Here is a 17,602-nt window from a genome sequence, read left to right as displayed (position 1 = left end):
TGACGGCGCCCCCTGTTGCGAGCAGGGGCCACCGACTTCGACAGCAAGAACCGACGACCGTTCCCCTCAGCGCATGAAGGTGAGGGCGTTCTCGATTCCCTTCTCAAGGACCTCGTCGGAGAACTTCCGGTCGGAGAGAGCGCGGGACAACTGCAAGGTTCCCACCGCCATGGTGAAGAGCCCGATGGCCTTACCGAGGGCGGATTGCGGATCCTCGGGTGCCAGTCGGACGGCGAGCTCTTCCACGATGGCCCTGGCGCCGTCAGTGTAGGCGTCCTTGGTCCCGCCGCCGCAGCGGCCGACCTCGTCGAGCAGGGCGGCGGACGGGCATCCGTCGCCGGGGTTGTCCCGGTGCTCGGGTGACAGATATTCGCGAAGGAAGTCCTCGAGTCCCTCGCGACCGGGCCGCAGCGTGCCGCACTTCTTCACCTGCGTGCGCAACTGGTCGGCCACGACGTTGGTGACGAGGTCGTCCTTGGAGTCGAAGTGGGCGTAGAAGGCTCCGTTGGTGAGTCCGGCGTCCGACATCAGCGTGGAGATGCCGGAGCCGTCTATCCCGTCCTGCTTGAACCGGTGGCCGGCCCGCTCGATGATCCGTTGCCTCGTCAACTGCTTGTGCTGCTGGGTATAGCGGGCCACAGGGATCCTCCGTCAACTCCGCCGGGCCATTGCCCCGCATCATTCTAATTCATGGTCTGACAAATGTAATATTATGGTTGGCGGGTGTTTTTTTGGCCGATCCCTGCCGCCCCGGGACGCCACCGCCACGTGGGCGCGGTCCGCCGAAGGCGGCGTTCCTGCGCAACCGTGGCAGGTCACCACCTTGAAGTGGGGCCGGTTCATCTCCGATGGGCGGCACAAGGTCAGCGCGAGAACGGCGCTACGGGAGTCGGCACGTCGGAGTCGGGAGGCGTGCGTCGGTTGCTGCGGCGTGCGGTGGCGGGCCCCTGCCAGCGCACGGCGCGTTCGCTGTCCAGGCCGAGCTGGTCCATGACCCGGGCGACCAGGTGGTCGACGATGTCGTCCACGGACGCGGGCTTGTTGTAGAAGGCCGGCATGGGCGGCAGGATCGTCACCCCCATCTGCGAGAGGGCCAGCATGTTCTCCAGGTGGATGGTCGACAGCGGGGTCTCCCGTACGCCGAGCACCAAGGGACGCCGTTCTTTGAGGATGACGTCCGCGGCCCGCGAGACAAGGTCGCTGCCGTAGCCGGCCCGTATCGCAGCGAGCGTCTTGGCGCTGCACGGCAAGATCACCATGCCGTCGGTGCGGAACGAGCCGCTGGATATGGAGGCCGCCTGGTCATCCGGGCCGTGGACGACATCGGCGAGGTCAGCGACCTGCCGCGCCGACCAGCCGGTCTCCAGCTCAATCGTCGCCCGCGCCCAGCGGCTCGTCACCAGGTGTGTCTCCACGTCCGGTTGGCCGGCGAGCTCCTGAAGCAACCGGATGCCCAGGATGGCCCCCGTGGCACCCGTCATCCCCACGATCAATCGCATGCAACTGCCCTTTCGTATGCGCGGGCCGGGCCGCTTCCTGTGCGGCTGGCACCGCCCGTTCAGGACGCGGCCCGGCGGATCCGGCGGTCTCAGCGCTGGTGCCTGGCCAGAACCTTGGCGCGCACCGCGGCGGGGTAGGCGTGCGCGAAGTCGCTCAAGGACTCGCGTTCGTCCTGGACGGGGAGCAGGGCATCATGCACGACCTTGGTGGCGCGGCCTGCCTTGCGCTCTTCCTCGGTGTAGCAGGTGAGCAGCGAAAGAATGGGGCCGTCCTCGAAGCGCACCGTGCGGTCAACGGGGTGGACCCGGGTGGCCAGTGCCCACATCAGGTCGGCATCGTTCGCGGGATCGACGTCGTCGTCGAGCAGGAACACGTTCGGCAGGGCTGCCCCGTACTTGGTGGAGTGGATCGCCTCGCCGACCCGGCGGGCGAACTCCTCGGTGGTGACGCCGGGCAGGTGGTCGCGCCAGTCGCCCGGGACGGACACGACCAGCCAGTGGCTGGCGCTGCTCAGGGAGGACCAGGCGGTGGTGACGGGCAGTCCGGCCGCGCGGATCACGTCCAGGGTGCCTGCCGCCACGCCGAGCCCGGTGACGGTGTGGAAATCGTCGGTCGGCTTTCCTTCCGCGACCAGCGGCCAGATGGGGTCGTCGCGGTAGGTGATCGCCTCGACGCTGTAGACCGGCTGCAGGCTCGTCCCGGACGGCATGTAGCCCGCGAACTCGCCGAAGGGTCCCTCGACGCCGGTGCGTTCGACGGAGAGGTGGCCCTCGATGACGATCTCGGCGCTCGCGGGGACCAGCAGGTCCGACAACTCCGCCTTGACGACTGCGAGCGGCTCGCCGATCAGCGCGCCGATGTAGTCCGCCTCGGCGACGCCGTCGCCGATCGGGATGCCGCCGACATACGGGATGGCCGGGTCGCCGCCCTGGACCAGCGCATACGGCATGGGCCGGCCGAGGTCGGCCCACTGCTGCCAGATCTGGGCGATGTGCTGCGGGTGAATCACCAGCCCGGTCATGTGCTTGCCGTCGACCATCATGATCCGGGCGATGGACCAGTTGGTCCAGGACCCGTCCGGAGTCTGGGCGACGATCACGCCGTACGTGTTGACGTAGCGATCGCCGTCGCCCTCGTGCACGAACGGCACCGGGAAGCGGGTGAGATCCGCGTCATCGCCGAGCAGGACGTTCTGCTTGACCGCGGCTTCGCCGCGGCTGACCGTCTTCGGCGGGATACCGGGGCGGTGCTGGGTGGCGGCCAGGTGGTCGATGATCTGCGGGCCGGTGGCCTCGGGCGGCAGTCCGATGCTCAGCGCGACGCGGGCGAAGGGCTTGCCGGGGGCGGAACTGAGCGCGGCGGGTGCGCCCAGGAGGCGGAAGCCGTCGGCAACGCCGGTCACCTTCTCGAACAGCGGGGCGGGCAGGCGGTGCTCGGTGCTGTAGCGGGTATGCGCGGCCGCCTCCAGATTCCAGTCGACCTCGGTTTCGATCCGGTCGAGGTCTCCCAGGGCTTCCAGTGCCTTGATGTGTTCACGCAGGTCCGCGGGATGGCTCATCCCGTCCTCCTCGAGAGAATGTCAGTACGCGGAATGTCTGTGTACTGAACAATGCCACATGCCTCGCCCGCTGCGGGCATCGGGGAGTGTGAGTCGTGTGACAGGATCTTCATCCCGCGCCCGAACGGAGTCCGCACGCCATGCAACCCGAACAGCTCATCGACCAGCCGATGCACCTGCTGCGTCGAGCGCTTCAGCGGGTCAACGCGGTCTGGCAGGCGGAGGTGCCCGAGCTGACCGCCCCCCAGTACGCGGCTCTCGCCACGCTCGCGGAGCGTCCCGGGATCGACCAGTCCGCCCTCGGTCTGGCCACTGCCATCGACCGGTCCACCATGACCACCCTGCTGGACCGGCTCTCCTCCCGAGGCTGGGTCAAGCGCGAACCCGACCCGCTCAACCGCAGGCGTCACATCGTCCACATCACGGAGGAAGGGCACGCGCTGCTGCGCGAGGTGGAACCGGCAGTCGCGCGCGTGAACCAATGGACCGTCGATCAACTCGGCGAGGAGAGAACAGGCACGCTCCTCCCACTGCTGTGCGATCTGGCCGGCGTCGGGCTGGACGATTGAGCGTGTGTCGGCCCTCTGACCGACGCTGGGAAGCACGGCGTCGGTCTCCACGCCGGTCCGGGAGCGAGCCCGCAGTCTTCCGGTGACCGCCGGCGAACGGCCGGAACCCGTGGAAGCTAGGTCATGGCCATGCACGATCTTCCTGAAGGTCTTCGCGTCGAAGGTATGGCCATGTACAGTGTTGGCCGCCCCTGACCTGCAGAAAGTAGGCGGGGAGCCGTCCTCCAGGAGTCCAAAGTGCTGCGTACTCTCTTCAAGTCCAAGATCCACAGAGCCACCGTCACCCAGGCCGACCTGCACTACGTGGGATCGGTGACCATCGACGCGGATCTGCTCGACGCCGCCGACCTGCTGCCCGGTGAGCTCGTGCACATCGTCGACATCACCAACGGGGCCCGGCTGGAGACGTACGTCATCGAGGGCGAGCGTGGATCCGGGGTCGTGGGGATCAACGGGGCCGCGGCCCATCTGGTGCATCCCGGCGATCTGGTGATCATCATCAGTTACGCTCAGATGACCGACGCCGAGGCACGGGAGTTCGCACCCCGGGTCGTGCACGTGGACCGCGACAACCGCGTCGTGGCTCTGGGGGCCGACCCGTCCGAGCCGGTGCCGGGGTCGGACCAGGAGCGCAGCCCGCAGGCCGTCGTGGCCTGACCCCGACGTACCAGGAGCGTGCCCATGAGCGAGATCGAGATCCGCGACGACCGGACCGCGGGCCGCCTGGAGGCCCGCGCCGGTGGTGAAGTCGTCGGTCGTATCGAGTACTTCGTGCTGGAGTCGCCCGCGGCCGCCCTCGTCCCCGTGCACACGATCGTCGAGCCGGCCCACGAGGGGAAGGGCATCGCGGGTTCCCTGGCGCGCGAGCTGTACGACATCGCGCGGCGCGAGCACATCGTCGTCGCCCCGCTGTGCCCGTACGTCGTCAAGTGGGCCGAACGCCACCCCGACGAGGCTCCGGCCGCCGACCCCGAACTGCTGCGCGCCGCGAAGCAGTGGCTGGCGGCCCACCCGGGCCGTTTCTGAGCCCCGAGGAGCACACGAGCGGGAGAAACGAGCGGGAGAGAGGACAACGCGTGACGCTCGCCCTTCTGCACACCTCGCCCCGCCACGTCCCGGTCTTCGACGGCCTGCGCGACGCGGACCACCAGGGCCTGGAGCTGGGGCACTTCGTCGACGAGGAACTGCTGAGCCGGGCCCGCGCCGAGGGACCGGACGCGGTACGGGACGACGTGCGCGCCGCCCTGGAGCGTGCGGTCGATCTCGGCGCGCGGGTCGTGCTGTGCACCTGCTCGACCATCGGGGGTGTCGCCGAGGCCGCCGCCCCCGAGGTCGGGGTACCGGTGCTTCGGGTGGACCGCCCGATGGCCTCCGCCGCGGTGGCCGCCGGACCGCGGATCGTCGTCCTCGCCACCGTCGAGAGCACGCTCGGCCCCACGGCCGCCCTGATCGAGGAGGAGGCCCGCCGCGCAGGCGACGCCGTCGCGGTACGCGGCCGTCTGGTCGGCGGTGCCTGGCAGCGCTTCGAGGCCGGCGACCTCGAGGGCTCGCTGCGCCTGGTGGCGGCGGCGGCCGACGAGGAGAGGGACGCGGACGTGATCGTGCTGGCGCAGGTCTCGACCGCCTCGGCCCAGGACCTGGTGGCGACCACGATCCCGGTCCTGTCCAGTCCCCGGCTTGGACTGGCGGCGGGCGCGCGGGCGATGGCCGCCGCCGGGCGTCCGAGCCACGTGCGGGGCACGGGGGAGTAAGGGGGCCTTTCAGCGGGCCCGACCGGGCGCCGCTCCAGAGCGTGCCGACCTCTGCGCGTTGACGTCTGCGCGCCGACGTCTGCGGGGCGAGACTCGCCGCCGACCGCATCCGCCCCCGGGCAGCCACGGCCCACCGCACGTCGAGCGGCCCACCAGGGCCAGGTAGTTCACGCGGGGGAGTGAGTGGCGGCGCCGCCGTCGGGTACGCGGGGGAGTAGTCCAGAGCCGACGTCGACCGACTCGCCGGAGGACGCCATGACGAACCCGTACTCGGACCCCGTCCATCCAGGACCCACTCCTGGCCCCGGACCGGAACCCACACCCGGCCCGGATCCCGGGCCGCCGCAGCCGTACCCCGATCCGGTACCGAACCCCGAACCGCCCCCGGCTCCGGATCCCACATCCCCACCGGCCCCTGGCCCCCCTCCGGACCCAACGCCCCCACCGGCCCCTGGCCCGACTCCGGACCCCCGTCCGACGCCCGAGCCCTCCCCGTCCCCGATTCCCCCGGGCCCGGAACCCGTGCCCCAGCCGGAACCAGGCCCGCCGCTGACCTGAGGCCACTGTCCTGAGGCCGCCGCCCGCCGCTCCCGTCGCGCGGAGGGCGGCCCGCCCCGCCCGACGCCGACGCCCGGCCGAGGGCGCGCCCGGCGTAAGCGCCCCGGCGGCGAAAACCCGCCCAACACGACGGCGGTGGGGGGGCCCCCGGGGGGCCCCCCCCCCCCGGGGGGGGGTTTTCGTTTCTGGCTACCCCACTATTGGGGCAACACCCACCCGTGGCCCCCCCCCACGGTGTGGTAAGCGCCCTACCCGGGGGGGGGGGGGGTGTGGGGCACCCCCCTTCTCGGCCCGCGGGGGGCGCCCCCGGCCCCCCGGGGGGGGGGGGGGGCGGGCCCCCCCCCCCCCCCCCCCACGTCGTTGTGACGGCTGTGACCGCGCGTGTGTGGGTCTCAGCACACTCTCCCTTCGCAGGTCAACGGCAAGTTGACGGCCCTTCCAACCCCGTGGTGGACTGCCGGGGCCATGTACGGCGGCAGAAGAGGAAGCCGGTGTGAGTCCGGCGCGGTCCCGCCACTGTCACCGGGGTAGAAAGCCCCGGGAGCCAGGAACTCTCGCCGCCGGTCTCGTCGAACCAGGGCGTGGACACCCTGAGTGAGGACATATCGCCATGCTCGGCTGCCGTTCGAGATCCCGTAGCCGCACCCCGTCTGTGACAGCGGTCGGCTGAGTCCATGCGTGCCGATCGCGTCTTCGCGTACGGCGCCGCCGCCGGCCTCCTCGGTGACCTGCTCCTCGGTGATCCTCGCCGTGGGCATCCGGTCGCCCTGTTCGGGCGGGCCGCGGGTGCCGTGGAACGGGTGTTGTGGCGGGACCACCGGGGGTGGGGCGCGCTGCACGCCGTCGTGTGCGCCGGTGGCGCCGTCGCGCTCGGGGCCGCGGCGACTCGTGCCGTACGTACCTCACCCGCCGCTTCCGTCGCGCTGACCGGTGCCGCCACCTGGGCGGTCGTCGGCGGGACGTCACTCGCGCGGGAGGCCCGGAGCATCGCTCGGGCGCTGGAGGCGGGGGACCTCACCGGGGCGCGGGCCCGGCTGCCGCATCTGTGCGGGCGGGATCCGCAGGCGCTGGACGCCGACGGGATCGCGCGCGCGGTCGTGGAGTCGGTCGCCGAGAACACCTCCGATGCCGTGGTGGGGGCGCTGGTGTGGGGAGCCGTGGGCGGGGTGCCCGGGCTTCTCGGGTTCCGGGCCGTCAACACCCTCGACGCGATGGTCGGGCACAAGTCGCCCAGGTACCGGCGCTACGGATGGGCGTCCGCGCGGCTCGACGACGTCGCGGGCTGGCCCGGGGCGCGGCTGACCGCCGTCCTGGCGGCGCTCGCGGGCCCCTGTCCGCGAGGTGCCGTGCGCGCCTGGCGGGCCGACGCGGCACAGCATCCGAGTCCCAACGCGGGGCCCGTGGAGGCGTCGTTCGCGGGCGCGCTCGGGGTGCGGCTGGGCGGGACCTTGTCGTACGGGGGCCGGGTGGAGCACCGGCCCGTGCTGAACGGGGAAGGGCGGGCCGTGGACACCCACGACATCGAGCGGGCCGTACGGCTGTCCCGCAACGTCGGTCTGCTGGCGCTCGGTGTCAGTGCCGCCGGGCGGTTTCTGATGAGGGGGCGTGGCCGATGAGTGGTGGTCTTCTGGTGGCCGGCACCACCTCCGACGCCGGCAAAAGCGTCGTCACCGCGGGGATCTGCCGGTGGCTGGTGCGCCAGGGCGTCAAGGTCGCGCCCTTCAAGGCGCAGAACATGTCCCTCAACTCGTTCGTGACGCGTCAGGGCGCGGAGATCGGGCGGGCGCAGGCCATGCAGGCGCAGGCCTGCCGGGTGGAGCCGACCGCGTCGATGAATCCGGTGCTGCTGAAGCCGGGCGGCGAACAGAGCAGTCAGGTCGTGCTGCTCGGCAAGCCGGTCGGGGAGCTCAGTGCGCGTGGCTATCACGGTGGGCGGCAGCAGCAGTTGCTGGGGACCGTCCTCGACTGTCTCGCCGAGTTGCGGGGCACGTATGACGCGGTGATCTGTGAAGGGGCCGGCTCTCCCGCCGAGATCAACCTGCGGCGGACCGACATCGTGAACATGGGCGTCGCGCGCAACGCGCGGCTTCCGGTGCTCGTGGTCGGTGACATCGACCGTGGGGGCGTCTTCGCCTCCTTCTTCGGGACCGTCGCCCTGCTCTCTCCCGAGGACCAGGAACTCGTCGCCGGGTTCCTGGTCAACAAGTTCCGGGGGGACGTCAGCCTGTTGGAGCCCGGCCTGGACATGCTGCACGGGCTGACCGGGCGGCACACCTACGGCGTCCTGCCCTTCCGGCACGGCCTCGGCATCGACGAGGAGGACGGGCTGCGGGTGTCCTTGCGCGGGACCGTACGGGAGTCCAACCTCTCCCCGCCCGTCGGCGAGGACGTGCTGCGGGTCGCCGTCTGCGCGGTCCCCCTCATGTCCAACTTCACCGACGTGGACGCGCTGGCCGCCGAACCCGGCGTCGTGGTGCGGTTCGTGGACCGGCCCGAGGAACTGGCCGACGCCGATCTCGTCGTGATCCCGGGTACCCGGGGGACGGTCCGTGCTCTGGAGTGGCTCCGCGAGCGGGGGCTGGCCGAGGCCATCGGGCGCCGGGCCGCCGAGCACCGGCCCGTCCTCGGCATCTGCGGCGGCTTCCAGATCCTCGGCGAGCACATCGAGGACGACGTCGAGAGCCGCCGCGGACACGTGGACGGGCTCGGGATCCTGCCCGTCCGGGTGCGGTTCGCCCGCGAGAAGACCCTCACCCGGCCGGAGGGCGAGGCCCTGGGCGAACCGGTCGAGGGATACGAGATCCATCACGGGGTCGCCGAGATCTCCGGGGGCGACACGTTCATCTCCGATGACCGTGGACACAGTCTGGACGGCTGCCGGGTCGGCCAGACCTGGGGCACCCACTGGCACGGCTCGCTGGAGTCGGACGGCTTCCGGCGGGCCTTCCTGCGCGAGGTGGCGGCCGCCGCGGGCCGGCGTTTCGTGCCGGCCGCCGACACCTCGTTCGCCGCGCTGCGCGAGGAGCAGCTCGACCGGCTCGGCGACCTGATCGAACAGCACGCGGACACGGACGCGCTGTGGCGGCTCATCGAGTCCGGCGCGCCGCAAGGACTGCCTTTCATTCCACCGGGAGCGCCCGCATGAGCACAGTGTTGTTGTTGTCGACCGCCGACACGGACCTGTTGGCGGCCAGGGCCGCTGACGGCGCCTCGTACCGGATCGGCAATCCGACCCGGGTGGATGTCGCGGAGGACCTTCCGGGACTCCTCGACGGCTCGGACATCGCCGTCGTACGGCTGCTCGGCGGCAAGCGGGCTTGGGAGGACGGGCTGGCGGCGCTGAAGGCGTCCGGTGTCCCGACCGTGCTGCTGGGCGGGGAGAGCGTTCCCGACGCGGAGTTGATGGCCGAGTCGTCGGTGCCCGCGGGCGTCGTCGCGGAGGCGCTTCGGTACCTCGTCGAGGGCGGGCCCGACAACCTCACCGAACTGGCGCGTTTCCTGTCCGACACGGTGCTGCTGACGGGTGAGGGGTTCGTCGAGCCGCGGAAGATGCCGGAGTACGGCATCCATGGCGGGCGTGACCTCGTCGAGGGCCGCCCGACCGTCGGTGTCCTCTTCTACCGCGCCCATGAGCTGAGCGGGAACACCGCCTTCGTGGACACGCTGTGCGACGCGATCGAGGCGACGGGCGCCAACGCCCTTCCGGTGTACTGCGGTTCGCTGCGCGGCGCCGACGCCGGGCTGTACGAGATCCTCCAGAAGGCCGACGCCCTGGTCGCCACCGTCCTCGCGGCGGGCGGCGCCCACGCCTCGCAGGCGTCGGCCGGCGGCGACGAGGAGGCCTGGGACATCGGAGCCCTCGCCGACCTCGACGTCCCCGTGCTGCAAGGGCTCTGTCTGACGTCCTCCCGGAAGGCCTGGGACGAGTCGGACGCCGCCCTGTCCCCCATGGACGCGGCGATGCAGGTGGCCATCCCGGAGTTCGACGGGCGCCTGATCACCGTCCCCTTCTCGTTCAAGGAGCAGGGCCCGGACGACGTCCCGGTGTACGTCGCCGACCCCGAGCGGGCCGCGCGGGTCGCCGGGATCGCCGTACGGCACGCCCGGTTGAGGCACAAGCCGAACGCCGACAAGAAGCTCGCGCTGGTGTTCACCGCGTACCCGACCAAGCACTCCCGGGTCGGCAACGCGGTGGGTCTGGACACGCCCGCTTCGGCGGTGCGGGTGCTGGACTCCCTCCGGGACGCCGGATACGTGGTCGAGGGCCACCCCGACAACGGCGACGAGCTGATCCACCGGCTGATCAACGCCGGTGGCCACGACGTCGAGTGGCTCACCGAGGAGCAGCTGGCCGCCGCGCCCGCCCGGGTGCCGCTGGCCGACTACCGGGCCTGGTTCGACACGCTCGACCCGGACCTCAGGGACGGCATGCTGGAGGCGTGGGGCGAGCCGCCGGGCAGCCTGTACGTGGACGGCGACGACATCGTGCTCGCCTCGCTCCAGTTCGGGAACGTCGTCGTGATGATCCAGCCGCCGCGCGGCTTCGGCGAGAACCCGATCGCGATCTACCACGACCCGGACATGCCGCCGTCGCACCACTACATGGCGGCCTACCGCTGGCTGGAGAACAGTTTCGGCGCCGACGCGATCGTGCACATGGGCAAGCACGGCACGATGGAGTGGCTGCCCGGCAAGGGGCTCGGGCTCAGCGGCGGCTGCGCCCCCGACGCGGTGCTCGGTGAACTCCCGCTCATCTACCCCTTCATCGTCAACGACCCCGGTGAGGGCACCCAGGCCAAGCGGCGCGGGCACGCCACCGTCGTCGACCATCTGGTGCCGCCGATGGCCCGCGCCGACACCTACGGCGACCTGGCCAAGCTGGAGCAGCTCCTCGACGAGTACGCGCTCGTCTCCGACCTGGACCCGACGAAGGCGCCTGCCGTGCGGGCGCAGATCTGGACGCTGGTGAAGGCGGCCGAGCTGCACCACGACCTGCATGTCGACGACCAGCCGGACGACGACTCCTTCGACGAGTTCGTGATGCACATCGACGGCTATCTGTGCGAGATCAAGGACGTGCAGATCCGGGACGGCCTGCACATCCTCGGTGGCGGTCCGGTCGGCGAGCCGCGGGTGAACCTCGTGCTCGCGGTGCTGCGGGCCTCGCAGGTGTGGGGCGGGCAGGCGAACGCGCTGCCCGGTCTGCGGGCGTCGCTGGCCGCGCACTTCGGGCTGGTGGAGAAGGAGCTGCTCGCCGAGCCGGGGGCGCCGCTCAAGGTCCCGGTGGAGCTGACGGACCTCGTCGAGGGGCCCGCCCGTTCGGCGGCTGACGCGATCGACCTGCTGGAGCAGCTGTGCCGGCGGTTCGCCGAGGGCATGGAGGAGCGGGACTGGGCGGCCGCCGAGTGCGCCGCCCTGGTACGCGAGGTGATCCGCACCGAACTCCCCGACGCGGTCGCCGTGTTGGAGTTCGCCTGCACCGAGGTCGTACCGCGCCTGGCCCGGACCACCGACGAGATCGGCCACATCCTCAAGGCGCTCGACGGGGGGTACGTCCCGGCCGGTCCGTCGGGCTCGCCGACCCGCGGGCTGGTCAACGTCCTGCCGACCGGCCGCAACTTCTACTCCGTCGACCCCAAGGCCATTCCGTCCAGGCTGAGTTGGGAGGTCGGCCAGTCGCTCGCCGACTCGCTGGTCCAGCGCTACCTCCAGGACACCGGCGAGTACCCGAAATCCGTCGGCCTGACGGTGTGGGGCACCTCCGCCATGCGCACCCAGGGCGACGACATCGCCGAGATCCTCGCGCTGCTTGGCTGCCGCCCGGTGTGGGACGACGCCTCGCGCCGGGTGACCGGCTTCGAGGTGGTCCCGCCCGCGGAGCTGGGCCGGCCCCGCATCGACGTCACGGTCCGCATCTCCGGTTTCTTCCGGGACGCGTTCCCGCATGTGGTCGGACTGATCGACGACGCGGTGCGGGCGGTGGCGGAGCTGGAGGAGAGCGCCGAGCAGAACTACGTGCGCGCGCACGCCGACGCCGACACCGCCGAGCACGGTGACCGGCGGCGCGCGACCGCCCGGATCTTCGGTTCCAAGCCGGGCGCGTACGGCGCCGGGCTGCTGCCGCTGATCGACGCCCGCAACTGGCGCAGCGACGCCGACCTGGCCGAGGTGTACGCGGTGTGGGGCGGTTACGCCTACGGGCGCGGGCTCGACGGGCGGGCCGCGCGCGGCGACATGGAGACGGCGTTCAAGCGGATCGCGGTGGCCGCCAAGAACGTGGATACCCGCGAGCACGACCTGGTGGATGCCGACGACTACTTCCAGTACCACGGCGGCATGGTCGCCATGGTCCGCCATCTGACGGGCACCTCCCCCGAGGCGTACGTCGGCGACTCGGCCGTCCCCGACCAGGTCAAGACCCGCACGCTCGGCGAGGAGACACACCGCGTCTTCCGCGCCCGGGTGGTCAACCCGCGCTGGATGGCGGCGATGCGGCGGCACGGCTACAAGGGCGCCTTCGAGATGGCGGCGACCGTCGACTACCTCTTCGGGTACGACGCGACGGCGGGGGTGGTCGACGACTGGATGTACGAGAAGCTCAGCGCCGAGTACGTCTTCGACCAGGAGAACCGGGACTTCATGAAGAAGTCCAACCCCTGGGCGCTGCGCGGCATCACGGAACGGCTCCTGGAGGCCGCCGAGCGCGGACTGTGGGCGGAGCCGGACGCGGACACCATGGAACGGCTGCGGGCCACCTACCTGGAGCTGGAAGGCGATTTGGAGGGCGACGACAAGTGAGTACCCCGTTCCCGTTCACGGCCGTCGTCGGTCAGGACGACCTGCGGCTCGCGCTGCTGCTGAACGCCGTGTCCCCGGCGGTCGGCGGGGTGCTGGTGCGCGGTGAGAAGGGCACCGCCAAGTCGACGGCGGTGCGGGCCCTTTCGGCGCTGCTGCCGGAGGTCTCCGTGGTCCCCGGCTGCCGTTTCTCCTGCGACCCCGCCGCACCCGACCCCGACTGCCCGGACGGCCCGCACGAGACCGGCGGCGGTGCCCGGCGTCCGGCGCGGATGGTGGAACTCCCCGTCGGCGCCTCCGAGGACCGGCTCGTCGGCGCCCTCGACATCGAGCGGGCGCTCGCCGAGGGCGTGAAGGCCTTCGAGCCCGGGCTGCTCGCCGACGCGCACCGCGGGATCCTGTACGTCGACGAGGTCAACCTCCTCCACGACCACCTGGTCGACCTGCTGCTCGACGCGGCGGCGATGGGCGCGTCGTACGTGGAACGCGAGGGTGTCTCCGTACGGCACGCCTCGAAGTTCCTGCTCGTCGGGACGATGAACCCCGAAGAGGGCGAACTGCGGCCGCAGTTGCTCGACCGGTTCGGGCTGACCGTGGAGGTCGCGGCCTCGCGGGAGCCCGACCAGCGGGTGGAGGTGGTGCGGCGGCGGCTCGCCCACGACGACGACCCGGCCGGCTTCGCGGCGCGGTGGGCGGACGAGGAAGCCGCCGTACGGGCGCGGATCGTGGCCGCTCGGGAGCTGCTTCCGTCGGTGCGGCTGGGCGACGGGGCGCTGCGGCAGATCGCGGCGACCTGCGCCGCGTTCGAGGTGGACGGCATGCGGGCCGACATCGTGATGGCGCGGACGGCGACCGCGCTGGCCGCGTGGGCCGGGCGGACGGACGTGCTCGCGGAGGATGTCCGGCAGGCCGCGCTGCTCGCGCTGCCGCACCGCAGGCGACGCAATCCCTTCGACGCGCCCGGGCTCGACGAGGACAAGCTCGACGAGACCCTGGAGGAGTTCGGCGGCTCGGACGACGAGGACCCGGATCCCGACGGGACGGATCCTGACGGGCCGGGGCCCGACGGGGACGGCGGGGGTGGCGGTCAGCCGCCTGCCGAGGGGCCCGAGGCGCCCGAGGGCGGTGACACCGGGGCGCGGCCCGAGGCCGGGGAGGAGGGCGGACAGCCGCAGTCCTCCGGTGGCGGTGCGGGTGAGCAGCAGCCGACGCGGGCGTCCGAGCCCTTCCGTACCAAGGTGCTGAGCGTGCCCGGTCTCGGTGAGGGGGTCGCGGGACGGCGTTCGCGGGCGCGGACCGAGCACGGGCGGACGACCGGGGCCCGGCGGCCCCGGGGGGCGCTGACGAAGCTGCACCTGGCGGCGACCGTGCAGGCGGCGGCGCCGCATCAGCGGGCGCGCGGGCGCTCGGGGCGTGGGCTGGTCGTGCGGCGGGACGATCTGCGGCAGGCGACGCGGGAGGGGCGCGAGGGGAATCTCGTGCTGTTCGTCGTCGACGCCTCCGGGTCCATGGCGGCCCGGCAGCGGATGAGTGCCGTGAAGGGTGCCGTGCTGTCGCTGCTCCTCGACGCCTACCAGCGGCGGGACAAGGTGGGGCTGGTGACGTTCCGGGGTTCGGCCGCCGAGGTGGCGCTGCCCCCGACCTCCTCCGTGGACGCGGCGGCGGTTCGGCTGGAGTCGCTGCCGACGGGCGGCCGGACGCCGCTCGCGGCGGGCCTGCTGCGGGCGCACGAGGTGCTGCGGGTGGAACGGCTGCGGGATCCGGCTCGGCGGGCGCTGGTCGTGGTGGTGACCGACGGGCGGGCGACGGGCGGACCGGAGCCGGTCGCCCTCGCCGGGCGTGCGGCTCGTCTCTTCGCGGCCGACTCGGTCGCCTCGGTGGTCGTGGACTGCGAGTCGGGGCCGGTGCGGCTGGGGCTGGCCGGACAGCTGGCGGGTGAGCTGGGCGGTACGGCGGTGACGTTGGACGAGTTGCGGGCGGACTCGATCGCCGGGCTGGTCAGGGAAGTTCAGGACGATTCCAGGAGGGCCGCGTAATGCCGCAGGGACAGCCGAGTGTCGTACCGGAGGACGGTCTGACGACCCGTCAGCGGCGTAACCGGCCGCTGGTCGTCGTGCACACGGGCGTCGGGAAGGGCAAGTCCACCGCCGCTTTCGGTCTCGCGCTGCGGGCCTGGAACCAGGGGTGGCCGATCGGGGTGTTCCAGTTCGTCAAGTCGGCGAAGTGGAAGGTCGGCGAGGAGAACGCGCTGCGGGTGCTGGGGGCGTCCGGGCAGGGCGGGTCCGTCGACTGGCACAAGATGGGCGAGGGGTGGTCCTGGGTCCAGCGTGATCTGCGGGGGGACAACCTCAGCAATGAGGAGAAGGCCCGGGAGGGCTGGGAGCAGGTCAAGCGGGACCTGGCCGCCGAGACGTACCAGCTGTACGTGCTGGACGAGTTCGCGTACCCGATGCACTGGGGGTGGGTCGACACCGACGAGGTGATCGAGGTGCTGCGGAACCGGCCCGGCACCCAGCATGTGGTGATCACCGGACGCAACGCGCCCGAGAAGCTGGTGGAGTTCGCGGACCTCGTCACCGACATGTCCAAGGTGAAGCATCCGATGGACGCCGGGCAGAAGGGGCAACGGGGCATCGAATGGTGACGTCCTCCGTCCCTCGGCTGGTCATCGCCGCGCCCTCCTCGGGCAGCGGCAAGACCACCGTCGCCACGGGTTTGATGGCCGCGTTCGCCGCGCGCGGGCTCGCCGTGTCCGGGCACAAGGTCGGGCCGGACTACATCGACCCCGGGTACCACGCGCTCGCGACCGGGCGGGTGGGGCGGAATCTCGACGCGTATCTGTGCGGGCCGGAGCTGGTCGGGCCGTTGTTCGCGCATGGTGCGCGGGGCTGTGACCTCGCTGTCGTCGAGGGTGTGATGGGGCTGTACGACGGGGCCGCCGGGGAGGGTGAGCTGGCGTCCACCGCTCAGGTGGCGAAGCTGCTGCGGGCGCCGGTGGTGCTGGTCGTCGACGCCTCGTCGCAGTCCCGGTCGGTGGCGGCGCTGGTGCACGGATTCGCCTCCTGGGACCCGGAGGTGCGGATCGGGGGCGTGATCCTGAACAAGGTCGGGTCGGACCGGCACGAGGAACTGCTGCGGGAGGCGTTGGACTCGGCGGGGGTGCCGGTGCTCGGTGTGCTGCGGCGGACGGCTCAGGTGGACACGCCGTCGCGGCATCTGGGGCTGGTGCCGGTCGCCGAGCGGCGGGCTTCTGCGGTGGAGGCGGTTGCCGCGATGGCGGAGCAGGTGCGGGTCGGGTGTGACCTGGAGGCGTTGGCTGCGCTGGCGGGGAGCGCCGGAGCGTTGGCGGGTGCGGCGTGGGATGCGGCTGAGGTGCTGGTTTCTTCGCCCCCTCCGCCCCTTCCCTTCCCGTCTCTGGGGGCTGCCGCCCCCGAGCCCCCGCTGTCGGCCCTGGAGGGGCCTCGTCCTCAAACGCCGGACGGGCTGGAGGAAGCGGACCGGCGATTCAAAGGGGTGGCCGGTGTGAGAGTCGCCGTCGCCGGGGGGCCCGCCTTCACCTTCTCCTACGCGGAGCACACGGAACTGCTCGCCGCGGCCGGTGCCGAGGTTGTCACCTTCGATCCCCTCCGGGACGAGCAACTACCTGACGGAACAAGCGGGTTGGTCATCGGGGGCGGGTTTCCCGAGGTGTACGCCGACGAGCTGTCTGCCAACGAACCCCTGCGCAAGTCCGTCGCGGCCCTCGCGGAGAGTGGCGCTCCGGTCGCCGCCGAGTGTGCGGGGCTGCTCTATCTCAGCCGTGAGCTCGACGGGCTGCCGATGTGCGGAGTGCTGGACGTGACCGCGCGGATGTCCGAGCGGCTCACGCTCGGGTACCGGGACGCGGTGGCCGTCAGCGACAGCGTGCTCGCCGAGGCCGGGACCCGGATGCGGGGGCACGAGTTCCACCGGACCGTGGTGGAGCCCGGGGCGGGGGAGGTCGCCGCCTGGGGTGTGCGCACCCCCCGACGGCGGCTCGAAGGTTTTGTGCAGCAGGGTGTGCACGCGAGTTATCTGCACACGCACTGGGCGTCCGAGCCCGGTGTCGCCCGTCGGTTCGTGGAGAGGTGCCGGACGTCATGAGCAGCAAGCTGATCGGAGTCGGGGTCGGGCCCGGGGACCCGGAGCTGGTGACCGTCAAGGGCGTCAACGCTCTGCGGGAGGCCGAGGTGGTCGTCGTCCCCGTCATGGCGGCGGCTGACGGGCAGGACGGGGGTGAGCGGGGTCGCGCGGAAGCCACCGTGCTGCACTACGTGCCCGAGGAGAAGGTCGTCCGGGTGGTGTTCGCGCTCAACGAGCGCAGTGACCGGGCCCGGCGGGAGGCCGCCTGGGACGCCGCCGGAGACCGGGTCGCCCGGCTGCTGGAGGCCCATGGTTCCGTCGCCTTCGCGACCATCGGCGATCCGAACGTGTACTCCACCTTCACCTATCTCGCGCAGACCATCACCGAGCTGGTGCCGGGCGTGGTCGTGGAGACCGTGCCCGGGATCACCGCGATGCAGGACCTCGCGGCACGCTCGGGGGCCGTCCTCACCGAGGGGACCGAGCCGCTCACGCTGGTACCCGTCACCGCCGGGGCCGCCGCCCTCAAGGACGCCCTGAACGGGCCCGGCACCGTCGTCGCGTACAAGTTCGGGCGGCAGTCACGGGAGGTGGCCGAGGCGTTGCGGGAGACCGGGCGGCTCGGCGACGCCGTGTGGGGTTCGGCGCTCGGGCTGGAGTCGGAGTCCATCCGCCCTGCCGCCGACCTCGACGGTGCTCCGCTGCCGTATCTCTCCACGCTCATCGCGCCCGCGCGGCGCGACGGCGGCCGGGGCGGAAAGCTGTGAGCC

At 72.0% G+C, this 17,602-nt stretch carries 14 protein-coding genes and 1 riboswitch; of the genes, 11 read left to right on the top strand and 3 right to left on the bottom strand.

What is annotated here, in order from left to right:
* Positions 1-66: 66 nt before the first annotated feature.
* The 3 genes from ACFYRY_RS33590 to ACFYRY_RS33580 all read right to left on the bottom strand — a co-directional run bounded on the left by ACFYRY_RS33590 (position 67) and on the right by ACFYRY_RS33580 (position 3,058).
* On the bottom strand, positions 67-639 hold the full coding sequence (locus ACFYRY_RS33590) for a TetR/AcrR family transcriptional regulator (protein WP_389154313.1): 573 nt from the start codon (positions 637-639) through the stop codon (positions 67-69).
* A gap of 224 nt (positions 640-863) precedes the next feature.
* Positions 864-1,499: a UbiX family flavin prenyltransferase gene (locus ACFYRY_RS33585; RefSeq protein WP_389154310.1), complete on the bottom strand. Its 636-nt coding sequence runs from the start codon at positions 1,497-1,499 to the stop codon at positions 864-866.
* An 89-nt stretch (positions 1,500-1,588) separates the two neighbouring features.
* On the bottom strand, positions 1,589-3,058 hold the full coding sequence (locus ACFYRY_RS33580) for a UbiD family decarboxylase (RefSeq protein WP_389154307.1): 1,470 nt from the start codon (positions 3,056-3,058) through the stop codon (positions 1,589-1,591).
* A gap of 140 nt (positions 3,059-3,198) precedes the next feature.
* On the opposite strand from ACFYRY_RS33580, the gene ACFYRY_RS33575 reads away from it, so the two are divergent.
* From ACFYRY_RS33575 to cobI, 11 genes are all read left to right on the top strand, one after another.
* The gene (locus ACFYRY_RS33575) at positions 3,199-3,627 is read left to right on the top strand and encodes a MarR family winged helix-turn-helix transcriptional regulator (protein WP_389154303.1); all 429 of its coding nucleotides are present in this window, start codon (positions 3,199-3,201) and stop codon (positions 3,625-3,627) included.
* A gap of 237 nt (positions 3,628-3,864) precedes the next feature.
* Positions 3,865-4,284: an aspartate 1-decarboxylase gene (gene panD, locus ACFYRY_RS33570; protein ID WP_389154300.1), complete on the top strand. Its 420-nt coding sequence runs from the start codon at positions 3,865-3,867 to the stop codon at positions 4,282-4,284.
* 24 nt (positions 4,285-4,308) lie between these two features.
* On the top strand, positions 4,309-4,653 hold the full coding sequence (locus tag ACFYRY_RS33565; protein WP_389154297.1) for a GNAT family N-acetyltransferase: 345 nt from the start codon (positions 4,309-4,311) through the stop codon (positions 4,651-4,653).
* Between the two features lie 50 nt (positions 4,654-4,703).
* On the top strand, positions 4,704-5,378 hold the full coding sequence (locus ACFYRY_RS33560) for an aspartate/glutamate racemase family protein (RefSeq protein WP_389154294.1): 675 nt from the start codon (positions 4,704-4,706) through the stop codon (positions 5,376-5,378).
* 999 nt (positions 5,379-6,377) lie between these two features.
* Positions 6,378-6,510, top strand: a riboswitch (cobalamin riboswitch).
* A 100-nt stretch (positions 6,511-6,610) separates the two neighbouring features.
* A complete protein-coding gene (locus ACFYRY_RS33555) occupies positions 6,611-7,552 on the top strand; it encodes a cobalamin biosynthesis protein (protein ID WP_389154291.1) in 942 nt (313 codons plus the stop codon).
* Positions 7,549-9,081: a cobyric acid synthase gene (locus tag ACFYRY_RS33550; RefSeq protein ID WP_389154288.1), complete on the top strand. Its 1,533-nt coding sequence runs from the start codon at positions 7,549-7,551 to the stop codon at positions 9,079-9,081. Before ACFYRY_RS33555 ends, ACFYRY_RS33550 begins: the two co-directional genes overlap by 4 nt.
* Positions 9,078-12,734 (top strand): cobaltochelatase subunit CobN, encoded by a 3,657-nt coding sequence (gene cobN, locus ACFYRY_RS33545; RefSeq protein WP_389154285.1) that lies wholly within the window; start codon positions 9,078-9,080, stop codon positions 12,732-12,734. Before ACFYRY_RS33550 ends, cobN begins: the two co-directional genes overlap by 4 nt.
* Positions 12,731-14,767: a putative cobaltochelatase gene (locus tag ACFYRY_RS33540; RefSeq protein WP_389154282.1), complete on the top strand. Its 2,037-nt coding sequence runs from the start codon at positions 12,731-12,733 to the stop codon at positions 14,765-14,767. The genes cobN and ACFYRY_RS33540 overlap by 4 nt, the downstream gene beginning before the upstream one ends.
* Entirely contained in the window at positions 14,767-15,375 is a 609-nt protein-coding gene (cobO, locus tag ACFYRY_RS33535; protein WP_389154279.1) for a cob(I)yrinic acid a,c-diamide adenosyltransferase, read from the top strand. Before ACFYRY_RS33540 ends, cobO begins: the two co-directional genes overlap by 1 nt.
* On the top strand, positions 15,369-16,853 hold the full coding sequence (locus ACFYRY_RS33530; RefSeq protein WP_389154277.1) for a cobyrinate a,c-diamide synthase: 1,485 nt from the start codon (positions 15,369-15,371) through the stop codon (positions 16,851-16,853). Before cobO ends, ACFYRY_RS33530 begins: the two co-directional genes overlap by 7 nt.
* Positions 16,850-17,599, top strand: a complete 750-nt coding sequence (gene cobI, locus ACFYRY_RS33525; protein WP_389154274.1) for a precorrin-2 C(20)-methyltransferase — start codon at positions 16,850-16,852, stop codon at positions 17,597-17,599. The genes ACFYRY_RS33530 and cobI overlap by 4 nt, the downstream gene beginning before the upstream one ends.
* Positions 17,600-17,602: the final 3 nt, after the last annotated feature.

It is taken from the genome of Streptomyces sp. NPDC005263, from assembly GCF_042872365.1.
Classification (GTDB): Bacteria; Actinomycetota; Actinomycetes; order Streptomycetales; family Streptomycetaceae; genus Streptomyces.
Note: the sequence above shows the minus strand (reverse complement) of the source record. Positions and strands in the feature narration are given on the sequence as shown.